This is a genomic window from Cupriavidus sp. MP-37, from assembly GCF_020618415.1.
In the GTDB taxonomy this organism is placed as follows: Bacteria; Pseudomonadota; Gammaproteobacteria; order Burkholderiales; family Burkholderiaceae; genus Cupriavidus.
In genome coordinates, this window is sequence record NZ_CP085344.1 from 1,359,047 (window position 1) to 1,370,720 (window position 11,674).

At 69.9% G+C, this 11,674-nt stretch carries 9 protein-coding genes; 8 read left to right on the top strand and 1 reads right to left on the bottom strand.

What is annotated here, in order from left to right; all coding sequences use genetic code 11:
- Nucleotides 1-157: 157 nt before the first annotated feature.
- A complete protein-coding gene (locus tag LIN44_RS06400; RefSeq protein ID WP_227314010.1) occupies nucleotides 158-2,251 on the top strand; it encodes a serine/threonine protein kinase in 2,094 nt (697 codons plus the stop codon).
- A 61-nt stretch (nucleotides 2,252-2,312) separates the two neighbouring features.
- Here LIN44_RS06400 and LIN44_RS06405 read toward each other — a convergent pair whose 3' ends face one another.
- Nucleotides 2,313-3,707 (bottom strand): formylglycine-generating enzyme family protein, encoded by a 1,395-nt coding sequence (locus tag LIN44_RS06405; RefSeq protein ID WP_370641623.1) that lies wholly within the window; start codon nucleotides 3,705-3,707, stop codon nucleotides 2,313-2,315.
- A gap of 120 nt (nucleotides 3,708-3,827) precedes the next feature.
- Here LIN44_RS06405 and LIN44_RS06410 point away from each other — a divergent pair, with 120 nt between their 5' ends.
- From LIN44_RS06410 to LIN44_RS06440, 7 genes are all read left to right on the top strand, one after another.
- Nucleotides 3,828-4,253 (top strand): DUF4399 domain-containing protein, encoded by a 426-nt coding sequence (locus tag LIN44_RS06410; RefSeq protein WP_227314012.1) that lies wholly within the window; start codon nucleotides 3,828-3,830, stop codon nucleotides 4,251-4,253.
- Between the two features lie 59 nt (nucleotides 4,254-4,312).
- Nucleotides 4,313-4,741, top strand: a complete 429-nt coding sequence (locus LIN44_RS06415; protein WP_227314013.1) for a DUF4399 domain-containing protein — start codon at nucleotides 4,313-4,315, stop codon at nucleotides 4,739-4,741.
- 326 nt (nucleotides 4,742-5,067) lie between these two features.
- The gene (locus LIN44_RS06420; protein ID WP_227314014.1) at nucleotides 5,068-5,337 is read left to right on the top strand and encodes a hypothetical protein; all 270 of its coding nucleotides are present in this window, start codon (nucleotides 5,068-5,070) and stop codon (nucleotides 5,335-5,337) included.
- A 56-nt stretch (nucleotides 5,338-5,393) separates the two neighbouring features.
- Nucleotides 5,394-5,663 carry a hypothetical protein gene (locus LIN44_RS06425; RefSeq protein WP_227314015.1) on the top strand — a complete coding sequence of 90 codons (270 nt, stop codon included), beginning with the start codon at nucleotides 5,394-5,396 and terminating at the stop codon, nucleotides 5,661-5,663.
- Between the two features lie 156 nt (nucleotides 5,664-5,819).
- Entirely contained in the window at nucleotides 5,820-7,283 is a 1,464-nt protein-coding gene (locus LIN44_RS06430) for an efflux transporter outer membrane subunit (RefSeq protein WP_227314016.1), read from the top strand.
- 238 nt (nucleotides 7,284-7,521) lie between these two features.
- On the top strand, nucleotides 7,522-10,263 hold the full coding sequence (locus LIN44_RS06435) for an FHA domain-containing protein (protein ID WP_227314017.1): 2,742 nt from the start codon (nucleotides 7,522-7,524) through the stop codon (nucleotides 10,261-10,263).
- Entirely contained in the window at nucleotides 10,260-11,642 is a 1,383-nt protein-coding gene (locus LIN44_RS06440; RefSeq protein ID WP_227314018.1) for an HlyD family efflux transporter periplasmic adaptor subunit, read from the top strand. Before LIN44_RS06435 ends, LIN44_RS06440 begins: the two co-directional genes overlap by 4 nt.
- Nucleotides 11,643-11,674: the final 32 nt, after the last annotated feature.

An 11,674-nucleotide genomic window follows, 5' to 3' on the forward strand; every position in this document is an offset into this window, starting at 1 on the left:
GCGACAGTGCCGCGCCCCGGCGCCCGGCGCGCATGCGGGCGGCGCGTACGCGCCCACGCAAGCGGGCCTCGCATGGTTTGCGCATGCCTTGGGTGCGCACTAGTATCCAGCGAGGAAAGGGCATATTCCCAGGCCGGGACAAGCCCTGCCAGCAACCATGTCGGGGCATCCCGTGGCCAGTCTCAAGGACCTGATCCGCAAGTTCCAGAACGGTGGTCTCTCCGACGACGAGTTCGTGGCGTCGTTCGAAACGGCGCTGGCGCAGGATCCCACCACGCCCAGCCAGGCCGCTCGGGTGGTGATCGAGGAAAACACGCGCTTTCCGTTTCCGCCCGCGGTCTATGCCGAAGTGATGCGGCGCATCGAGCGCCGCGGCGCCACCCAATACGATGGCGATGGGGCCACCGACGCCACGCGCCTGGCCGGCACCGAAACCGGCTCGATGTATGCCGCCTCGCCCGAACCCGGCACGCTGCCGCCGACGCCGGCCACCAAGGGCGTGGGCGATACCCTCAATGGCCGCTTCGTGCTGGAGGAATGCCTCGGTGTCGGCGGCATGGGCACGGTGTACAAGGCGCTCGACCTGCGCAAGCTCGAAGCCTCGGACCGCCGGCCGTACATCGCCATCAAGGTGCTGAACCTGCAATTCAGCGGCCATCCCAAGTCGCTGATGGCGCTGCAGCGCGAGGCGCGCAAGGCGCAGACGCTGGCCCACCGCAACATCGTCACGGTCTATGACTTCGACCGCGACGGGCCGGTGGTCTTCCTCACCATGGAGTACCTATCGGGCTCGTCGCTCAACCATGTGCTCAAGGCCCCAAGCTTTGCCGGCATGCCGATGGCGCGCGCCATGCCCATCATCCAGGGCATGGGCAATGCGCTGGCGTATGCGCACGAGCGCGGCTTCGTGCACTGCGACTTCAAGCCCGCCAATGTCTTCCTGACCGCCAGCGGCGAGGTCAAGGTGATCGACTTCGGCATCGCGCGCGGCTTCCTGCCGCCGGCCGACGAATCGGACCGCACGGTATTCGATCCCGGTTCGCTGGGCGGCATGACGCCGGCCTATGCGAGCCCGGAGATGTTCGAGCATCGCGAGCCCGACCCCCGCGACGACATTTACGCGCTGGCCTGCGTGACCTACGAGCTGCTGAGCGGCAAGCATCCCTACCAGCGGCTCTCGGCCAACCAGGCACGCGAAGCCGGGCTCAAGCCGGCGCCGCTGCCGCAGCTGGGCCGCACGCAATGGAAGACCCTGCGCGAAGCACTTTCGCTCGACCGCGAGACGCGCACGCCGACGGTCGCGCGCTTCCTGCAAGGCATGAGCGCGGTGCCGGCCGCGCCGGCGCGCCGCAGCGAGCCGATGATGGCGGGCGGCGTGCTGGTGGTGCTGGCAGGCGTGGCGGCACTGGGCTACTACGCCTGGCAGTCGCAGCGCGACGCGTCCGCCCCGGCCGCGGATTCGCGCGCACCAGCGCCGCTCACTGCCGCCGCGCCGGCCCCCGAGGCGCCGCCCACGCCAGCCCCCGCAGCGCCCGCAGTGCCTGGAGCGCCCGCGCCAGCCGCCGCGGCGGAGTTGTCGATGGCCGAGGTCGGCAAGCTGCTGGCCGCGGTGCCATGCTCGCTGCTGGCCGCGGCGCGGCAGGACCAGACCCTGCACGTGCGCGGCTACCTGGCCGAGAGCGTCGGTGCCGCGCGCCTGCGCGAACAGCTCGGCGCACTGCCGGGTGCCAGGGCGCTGCGCGAGGTGGTGGTCGACGCCCAGCCGCTGGGCGCCGACAAATGCGAGGTGGCGGCGATGATCGCGCCGTACTGGTCGGGCCACCGGCAGGGCGCGACGGCCTCATCGCTGCAGCTGCGCGGCAAGGGCACGCAGCTGACCGAGGGCGCGCCGATGGTGCTCGACCTGCGCACGCCAGGGCAGGACTCTTACGTCTACGTCGACTACTTCGCCGCGGACGGCAAGGTGGCGCATATGGTGCCGAGCCAGCGCATGCCGGCCCACCAGGCGCCGCCGGCGCATAGCGCCACCATCGGCGACAGCGGCGACTGGATCGTCTCGGCGCCCTTCGGCAACGAACTGGTGGTGCTGCTGACCACGCCGGCGCCGCTGTTCGCGTCGCGCCGGGCCGAGGTGGAGTCGCGGCAGGAGTACCTGCGCGCGCTGGAGAAACCGCTCGCGCAGATGGCGCGCACCTATGGCCGCGACCGCATCAGCGCGGACCTGGTGCAGATTTCCACGCGCGCGCGCTGACGGCTTCGATCACGGTGCGGCTGGCCGGGCCAGCTTGCCATTCACGCCGGCCGCGGCCCGCCTACTTGATGTCCCGCGCCACGCGAAAGCCGTTCTGCGACTGCCGCACGCTCGGGCTGTACTTGAAGCGCGTCGACGACACCATATAGCTCGCGCCTTCGCGCCACGAGCCGCCGCGGATGACACGCGCGCCGCAGGCGTTCTCGTTCCATGCGCGCCCGTCGGCGGGCGCGCCCTTGTACGAGCTGTGCCAGCAATCGGCCACCCATTCCCACACGCTGCCGTTGACGTCATGCAGGCCGTACGGGTTGGCGGCGAACGAGCCCACCGGGGCGGGCGCGTCCTGGTTCCATGGGTCGCCGCAGTCCTTGCAGTTGGCATTGCCCTTGCGCATCTGGTCGCCCCACCAGTAAGCGGTGGCGCTGCCGCCGCGCGCCGCGTATTCCCATTCCGCCTCGGTCGGCAGCCGGTAGCTCTTGCCGGTGGTCTTGCTGAGCCAGGCCACGTACTGCTGCGCATCGTCCCAGCTGACGTCGCGTACCGGTGCGTTCTTCGCGCTGTCGGCGATGGTGGGAATGCGCTGGCAGCCGCCGGCGTCGGCACAGGCGTTCCATTGCTCGACCGTGACTTCATAGCGGCCGATGGCGAACGGCTGGGCGATGGCGACATGGTGCGGCGGCTTCTCGGCCGGGTCGCTGGCGCTGCTGCCCATGGTGAAGCTGCCGGCCGGCACCGTGACCAGCGCCGGGCAGGCCGGGCAATCGCGGATCTCCGCCGTGCGCAGCGTGGTGCTGACCGCGCCGCCGTCTGCCGTGCCGGCGCGTGATGGCGCGGTTGCCGGCGCCGACGGGCGCGCGGCCGCGGGTGCGGGCGGCGCAGACTTGGCAGCGGGAGCCGAGGCCGTGGCAGGCGCCGGGGCGCGCGAGGCTGGTGCGCCTGCGGCGGCGCCGGTGCGTGGCGGCGGCGCGGGCGACTGCGCCTTCGGCGCCGGCGCGCCGGACCCCAGGCGTTCCAGCCGCGCCCGGGCCAGCCCCGCGAAACGGCCGTTGGGGTACTGCTTCAGGTAGGCCTCGTAGTCGGCGGCGTAGTTGCTGTTCTTGATCGATTCCCAGAAGCTCAGCTCGTACTGCTCGTCGGTGTTCTTGGGCATGATGCCGGCCAGCAGCAGCGGCCGCGCCTGCGCCGGTTCGCCGGCCGCCGCCGCGGGCACCGCAGTGGCGAGGAGCGCGGCCGTGGCCGACATCGGGATCATCGCAGCCACGCGCAAGACTGGTAGGTTGCGCCACATCTTCACACCTCGCTGGAGCCGCCGCGATTCCAGCGCATGCCGTAGCCGCCGGCATGCGCTGGGCGCATTGTGGTGTTGCCAGAACGTCGACCGGCTTGCTTCAAGATAGCACAGCGCGTGTGTCCGCGGCGGGGCATCGGCGGCCGCCGCGGCACGCCGGGGTCGCATTTTCCGGGCTTGCGTTCTAACCTGAATGACGAACCGCCGAGCGCTGACCAACAAGCAACAAGAAGGGGCTTTCGGGACAACGTGATCGGGTTTCGGGACAGATCTCGGGAGGCGACGCGTATGTCCACACGATTGCTGCTCCGCCTGCTGGCGGCCGCCACGCTCGCCGCCGCACCTTCGCTGTCGTTGCCGACGGCAGCGCCGCCCAATGCCGAGGTCTATATCATCTGGCCGCACGATGGCGCCGTCATCAGCGGCGGCAAGTTCTGGGTGCGCATGGGCCTGCGCAATATGGGCGTCTGCCCCAAGGGGGTCGAATCGCCGCGCTGCGGACACCATCACCTGCTGATCGATACCGAGCTGCCACCGCTCGACAAGGAAATCCCTTCGGACAAGAACCACCTGCACTTCGGCGCGGGCGAGACCGATGCGCGCATCGAACTGCCGCCCGGCAAGCACACGCTGCAATTGCTGATGGGCGACGCCAGGCATGTTCCGTTCGAGCCGCCGATCTATTCGAAGAAGATCACGGTCACGGTGAAATAGCATCGCAGCGTGCGCCGCGCGCGCCGGCCGAGGCCGATCAACGAACAGGGGAGAGCGCCATGTCCCGACTACTTGCCGCGGCTGTCTTCGCCGTCAGCCTGATGCTGTCCGCGTGGGTCCAGGGCGGCCCCACTGCCGCGCCGCCCAATGCCTATCTGTACATCGGCTGGCCCAACGACGGGCAGACCTTGCCCGCCGGCAAGCCGTTCAAGGTCTGGTTCGGCCTGCGCAACATGGGGGTCGCGCCCAAGGACGTGAAGTATCCCAATACCGGGCACCATCACCTGCTGATCGACGTGGACCTGCCGCCGATGGACAAGGAGATCCCCAACGACCGCAACCACCTGCATTTCGGCGCGGGAGAGACCGAGACCATGATCGAGCTGCCGCCGGGCAGGCATACGCTGCAGTTGCTGATGGGCGATGACAAGCACATACCGACCAACCCGCCGGTGTACTCGAAGCGGATCACGATCTACGTGAAGTAGTCCTGAAGCTTCGCGCCGTCGAGCTGGCAGGAATCGGCGCGGGGCAGGGATCCGGTTGTGGATCCCGCTGTTGGTCAGGTCCCAACATCGCGCCTTCCACCTGTTGGCTGCCTCCCGCCACCGCGTACCGACCGACTCCCGCCGCCGTCACCGCCGGGCGCCCGCCAGAAGCGAAAAAACCCCGTGTTTACAGGCACTTCCGCGCTCCAGCCAGGCCGCGCCGGCCCGCTGGCACAGTCCCTGCGTTTGTCCCTTCCGAGCGCGACACCAACCCGATGCTCGAACCCCAACCCCAAGGCCACACCCTTCCTCTACCGGAGACCATCATGACCAAGCTGACCCTCACCGACCTGAGCACCGCCGCAACCCTGGACCGCAAGGGCATGCAAGCCGTCCGCGGCGGCCGCACGCTGATGCCCTACGTGGCTGTGTTCCGGCCGCTGGACCTGTCGTTCGACAAGAGCATCACCGCCGTGCAGGAGATCGCGCAGATGCAGTCCGTGACCAACCTGAACGGCAACGGCTCGGCCTTCCTGGACCACGTCAAGTCGAACGTGCACACCAACCAGAACGCCACCAACAACATCTACGGCTGAGCCCTGTTGCCCAGCTGACGAAACCCAGACACTGACCACCGATACCGGAGACCATCATGACCACGCTGACCATCCAGGACCTGTCCGCCGCCGCAACCCTCGACCGCAAGCGCATGCACGCCGTGCGCGGCGGCATGTCGTACCTGCCCTTCGCCGCCGTCTATACGCCGATCAAGGTGTCGGTCGACAACAGCATCAGCGCCGTGCAGAGCATCGCGCAGATGCAGTCCGTGACCAACCTGAACGGCAATGGCTCGGCCTTCCTCGACCATGTCCGCTCGCATGTGGATACCAACCAGAACGCCAGCAACAATATCTATCGTTGAGAGGATGGTTGAGATGGCGCTGCGCCGCGGGGGCGTCCCCGCGGCGCTTTTTCTGACCCCGTACCGATCGGGGTTGGAGCGCGCGCCCGCGCGCACCACAATACAGACAGACGCCGCGGCCCGCCGATCCGCCGCCGTCGCACGCAGGAAGACATCGTGCCCGAATTCCCCATTGCCCCGCCCGTGCCCGCGGTGATCCGCGCGCCGCGCCGTGCTGCCTGGCTTGCCGCGCTGGCCGCCGGCCTGGCACTGCTGGCGGGTTGCGCCGATTTCCGCCCGCCGGTGTACCAGCGCCCCGAAACGCCCGCCAAGGCCGAATGGTCGCGCCAGGAATCGATCACGGTATCGCCGGCCGAAGCGGTACAGCCGAACTGGTGGCTGGGCTTCAAGGATCCGTACCTGAACCAGCTGATCGAACGCGCGCTGGCCGGCAACTACGACATCAAGGTGCTGGCGGCGCGCATCCGCGTGGCCAACGCGCAGATCGGCGAGGCCCGCGCCGGCGGGCTGCCGGTGATCGACATCGGCGCGGGCGCAAGCTTCGAGAAGAGCACCGGGCAGAAGTCCACCTGGACCTATAACGCCGGCGCCCAGCTGAACTGGGACATCGATATCTGGGGCAAGGTCGAGAAGGGCGTGCAGGCACAGACCGCCGAGTTCCGCGCCACCGAGGCGGACTGGCGCGCCGGCTACCTGACGCTGGTGGCCAATGTCTCGACCACGTACTTCCAGATCCTGCAGTTCGACGAGCAGATCGAGCAGCAGTCGCGCACCGTGGCCAAGAACCAGCAGATCCTGTCTACCTACCAGGCCATGTACCAGAACGGGCTGGTGCCGAAGATCCGCGTGATGCAGCAGCAGGCGGAGATCAATCGGCTCAACAAGGACCTGCTCGAGCTGCGCCGTGCGCGCGATGTGGCGGAGAACGCGCTGGCGACGCTGGTCGGCGTGCCTGCCGGCAACCTCAAGGTGCCGGCCGGGCGCCTGCAGGACCGCGTGCAGCCGCCCGCGGTGCCGGCGGGCCTGCCGTCGCAGCTGCTGGCGCGGCGCCCGGACGTGGTGGCGGCGGAGTACCGCGTGCTGGCCGCCTACAACATCGTCGGCCAGGCCCGCCTGGCGCAGCTGCCCAGCATCAGCCTGACCGCGCGCGGCGGCACCGCCAGCTTTGCCTTGAGCGACCTGCTCAAGTCCTTCACCTTCGGCTTTATGCCGAGCATCAACCTGCCGATGCTGGACCCGGGCGTGCGTGCCCGCGTCAAGACCACCGAGGCGCAGGTCGGCGTGGCGGAAAACGAATATGGCCGCACGGTGATGACCGCGTTCGAGGAAGTCGAGACCGCGCTGGTCAACGTCGACGCCCACAAGAAGCAGCGCATCGAACTGCAGCAGCAGGTGGAACAGCTGCGCGTCGTGTCCGCGCAGATCGAGGCGCAGCTGAAGGAAGGCGTGGTCTCGCAGCTCGAAGTGTTCGAAACCGAGCGCTCGCTGCTGGCCGCGCAGCTGCAGTTGTTGGCGGTCCACCAACAAATCCTGGGCGACACCATCACGCTCTACAAGGCGCTGGGCGGCGGCTGGCCCGAGGCGGATGTGCGCAACACCGCGCTGAATCCGCCGCAATAAGTGTTGCCGGCGCTGCGCGCCGCGCGGCGCGTGATGCCGGCGCAAGCAACGCGTTGCGCAAAGCAGGCGCGGCATGCGCCGCCGCAGCGGCGGTCCACCTGGCGGCGCTGCCGCTGCCAACCCAACCACGCGTGCCGCGGCCGATTGACTAGCCTAGGCCGTCGCCTACTATGTTCTTAGTCGCTTCATCCCCCCTGGCCTGCCGCCGCGGCAGCCGCGCTGTTGGCTCGCTGGAAACATGGCTCCTGACGAAGCACTGATCATGGAAATGCCGGTGAAAATGGCCCAGGGATCCGCACGAGTGCTCACGCAGGACACGGCGCAGGGAACGGCGCAGGATTCGGCGCAGGAATTCGACGTATTCCTGACGCCGGTATCGCACCCCGAGCTCGGCGAGATCCGCATCGATGAAGCGCTGTTTGCGGTCGGCCGCAGCGAGCTGCCGTTCGCCGCCTACCCGGAAGCACTGGCCGCGCCGCTGTCGCGGCGCCATGCGCGCATCTTTGCCGAGCATGGCATGGTCTATGTGGCGGACCTCGGCAGCAAGAACGGCACGCGCGTGAACGGCGCGGCGGTGGCGCGCCAGCCGGCGCAGCTCAGCGATGGCGATGAAGTCGCCTTCGGGCCGGCGCTGTCCTACCGCGTGCGGCTGTCGCCGCGCGCGCCGCAGCCGCAGCCGCCGCGCGTGGCGCTGACACTGGTGCCGGAACGCCATGACGTCGGGCTGCAGCCGCTGCACGTGGAGCAGTTCCCGTACCTGATCAGCAAGGGTGACGACGCCTTCGCGCGCTTTCGCGACAGCTATCCGCACCAGGTCAACTACCTGTCGCGGCGCCATGCGCATGTGTACCTCAAGGGCGGGATCCCCTTCGTCGAGGACCTGGGCAGCACCAATGGCACCTTCGTCAACGGCAAGCGCCTGGCCGACCACGGCGTGCCGCTGGACGACGGCGACCTGATTGCGTTTGGCGGCAACCACTTCGTCTACAAGGCGCAGGTCCGCTACACCAGTCCCGGCGATGCCACGGCGACGCGCTCGGTGCTGCAGCCCGCTGAGCCGGCCGGTGCACCGGCCAGTGCACCGGCCAGTGTGCCGGCCAAGTCCACTGAGCCTGACGCGATGCCCGCCGCCGAGCCTGCCGCCGGGACTGCGCGCGGTTCCGTCGCATCCGCCGCCACGCCGCCCGCCCGCGACGACGCCGACCGCACCACCTTTGTCGGCGCGCCGGATTCCTTCCTCGACATCTTCTGCGTCGACTACGCCGCGCACCAGGAGGATGAGGTCAACGCCGAAGCCGAGGCCCTGGCCGCGGCAGCCACCGCCGCCGGCGACGGCGCCACGGGGCGCCGCCCGCGTGGCCGTGCTGCGCTGCTGGCGGCGGAAGGGGCGCGGCTGTTCGGGCTCGACCAGCCGGGCCGCGTGCGGCGCGCGGCGCGCTGGGGCGGAGCCGCGCTGCTGCTCGCGCTCGTGGCGGGCGTTGCGGTCTACTGGCGCGGCGCGCCGGAGCGCGCGGTGCAATCCCGCTTTGAGGCCGGCGACCACGCCGGCGCGGCGCAGGCGGCCGACAGCTATCTGGCGCGGCATCCCGACGATATCGGGATCCAGTCGGTCGGGACCGAGGCCTTGCTGCGCGCTTACGTGCCCGACTTCGCCGCCCGGCTGAAGGCCGGCGACATGGCCGGCGCCGATCGCGTGCTGGCACGTCTGCGCCAGCTCAGCACGCACAACGCCGAGGCGCGGCCGCTGGTGGCCGAACTCGACTGGATCGGCAGGCTCGAACGCTTCACCGCGCCGCGCGGCGCCGATGCCCCGATCCGGCTCTATACCGACGAAGCGCCGATGCGCCAGCTGCTGGGGTACTGGAACCAGGACACCGCCGCGCATCAGCGTGCGCTCGGGCGCATCGCGGCCGACGTGCCGGCGTTCCGCGACCTGTACGCCGATGCGCTCAGCGATGTGCGCCGGCTGCAGAACGACGCCTCGGTCTATCTGGCCGCGATCGACCGGCTCAATGCGACCATCGCCGCCGAACTTGGCCGTGACCGCCCGGAGGCCCTGCAGCCGGTGCTTGCCGAATACCGCGAGAAGTATCCGCGGCTGGCTGGCCTGGACCGGGTGCAGTCGGACCTGGATCGCTACACCGGCCTGATGCAGGCATTGCGCGCGCGCCGGCCGGGGCCGCTGGTGGCGCGGCTGGCCGACAGCCGCTTCGCCACGCCGCCGTTCCAGGCGCAGCTGGCCAGCCTGGGCGCGCGCCTGCCGCCGCCGGAGGTGGCGCGCGAGTATGCCAATGCGGCCAGGGCATGGCAGCGGGGCGACAGCGCCGCGGCGCTGGCCGCGCTCAGGCAGATCCGCGGCGGGCCGTGGGCCGACGACCTGGCGCGCGACGTGGCGCACAAGCAGAAGGTCGCGGCGCAGTACACCGCGTTGCAGGCGGCGCGCGGCAGCCGTGGCTACGAAGACCGCCTGCTGGATTTCTACGCGATGCTCGATGCCGAGGAAGACAGCCATTTCGCCAGGGCCGTCGAGGGCGATGTCAACGGCGTGCGCGACAGCGCGCTGCGGCGCGCGCGCGAGCTGATGGCCAGCGCGGTCGCGGCGTGGAAGCAGTATCGCGCCAACGGCGTGATCGGCGGCGAGCAGCGGCTCGAGCCCGGCATCTCGCCGAGGTTCCGCGCGCAGGCGCGGCTGCTGTCGCAGGCGCAGGACGACGCGCGCCAGGGCATGCGCATCTTCACGCAACTGCGCGCCGGCGAAAGCGCCGACCTGGCGCAGCTGGCCAAGGTCGAGCAAGAGATCCGCGCCGAGGCGCAGCAGCAGCGCCACGCGCTGCGCGAACTGGGCAGCGTGCTCGATCCCGCCGTGCTCAAGGCCAAGCTCGAGCTGATCGGCGGCGAAGACTCCGGCAATACGCCGGGATCAGCCGCGGCGGCCACGGCGGCCGCGTCCCCATCATCTGGTCCAGCGGGGAAGCCATGAAGGACGATGCCCGCCACGCCGGCCTCAAGCCACTTGCCGAGGCGCTGGAAGACCACGGCGCCGAAGGCATCGGCCTGCTCAGCGCCGAGCCGTCGCGCCTGGGCATGCTCACCATCGTCACCACCTTTGCGCTGGTGCTATGCGGGCTGGTCTGGTCGTTCGTCGGCCACGCCGATGTCATCGTCACCGCGCAGGGTACGCTGGCGCCGGAATCCGAGGTGCGGCGCTTCTATGCCCCGGTCGACGGCGAGCTGGCCGACCTGTACGTGGCGGAAGGGCAGCCGGTGTCCAAGGACGATGTGCTGGCGCGCCTGAATGCGCGGGGCGCGATCGAGGCCGCCGCCAACGCGCTGGAGGCGCAGCTCAAGCTGGAAGACTCCGAACGCGAGTGGAAGCAGTTCCCCGAAAAGAAGGCGCTGATGGAACGGCGCGCGGCGGCGCTCAAGCAGCAGATCGACGTGGCCACGCGCCAGCACGAGACCCGCATCGCCGAGGGCACCACGCGGCTGGCCGAGCAGCAGCGCGCGCAGCTGCAGGAAGCGCGCAGCAACCTGGAGAATGCGCGGCGCGCGCGCGAGTTCGCGCGCCAGGAGCAGGACCGCTATGCGCGCCTGCTGGCGCTGCCCGGCGGCGGCGGCGTCTCGCAATCGCAGGTCGACGCCAAGCGCGCCGCGGCGCAGGATGCCGAGAACACCCTGCGCGTGGCGCAGTCGCGGCTGACCGAACTGGAGGCGCGCCTGGGCCGCGAGCTGACCCAGGCCAGTTCCGAGCTGGAAAGCAGCGGCCAGGACCTCGCCGGCCTGCGCGTGCAGTATGACGCGGCGCTGCGCGAGATCGCCAACACCGAGGACAAGCTGCGCCTGCAGGTGCAGACCGCCCGCCTGGTGGCCGACGCCGCCGCGCGCATCCGTTTCGAGAATATCGACAAGGACAACTTCCTGCTGATCCTGGCGCCGGTGTCCGGCGTAATCACCGATGTCACCTCGACCCAGCGCGGCGACAAGGTGCAGGCCAATACGCCGCTGGGCGGCATTGCGCCCAAGGATGCCCGCCCGGTGGTGAAGATCGTGATTGCCGAACGCGACCGCGCCTTCCTGCGCGAGGGCTTGCCGGTCAAGCTCAAGTTCAGTGCCTTCCCGTACCAGCGCTACGGCATCATCGACGGCACGCTCGAGTTCATCTCGCCCGCGACCAAGCCGGGCGGGCCTGACAAGCAGCCGGTCTACGAGGGCCGCGTGCGCCTGGCGCGCGACTATTACACCGTGGCCGACAACAAGTATCCGCTGCGCTATGGCATGACCGCCACGGCGGAAATCGTGGTGCGCGAGCGCCGCCTGATCGACCTCGGGCTCGACCCCTTCCGCGAGGTGGCGGGCTAGCGTCGTGGCGGCACACAGCAACAGCATCTGGA

Bases quoted from the DNA above. Each gene is read 5' to 3' on its own strand.
- LIN44_RS06420 (WP_227314014.1), top strand. From the start codon at position 5,068: ATGACCAAGCTGACCCTCACCGACCTGAGCACCGCCGCAACCCTGGAC.
- LIN44_RS06425 (WP_227314015.1), top strand. From the start codon at position 5,394: ATGACCACGCTGACCATCCAGGACCTGTCCGCCGCCGCAACCCTCGAC.
- LIN44_RS06435 (WP_227314017.1), top strand. From the start codon at position 7,522: ATGGCTCCTGACGAAGCACTGATCATGGAAATGCCGGTGAAAATGGCC.
- LIN44_RS06415 (WP_227314013.1), top strand. From the start codon at position 4,313: ATGTCCCGACTACTTGCCGCGGCTGTCTTCGCCGTCAGCCTGATGCTG.
- LIN44_RS06410 (WP_227314012.1), top strand. From the start codon at position 3,828: ATGTCCACACGATTGCTGCTCCGCCTGCTGGCGGCCGCCACGCTCGCC.
- LIN44_RS06400 (WP_227314010.1), top strand. From the start codon at position 158: ATGTCGGGGCATCCCGTGGCCAGTCTCAAGGACCTGATCCGCAAGTTC.
- LIN44_RS06405 (WP_370641623.1), bottom strand. From the start codon at position 3,707: ATGCGACCCCGGCGTGCCGCGGCGGCCGCCGATGCCCCGCCGCGGACA.
- LIN44_RS06440 (WP_227314018.1), top strand. From the start codon at position 10,260: ATGAAGGACGATGCCCGCCACGCCGGCCTCAAGCCACTTGCCGAGGCG.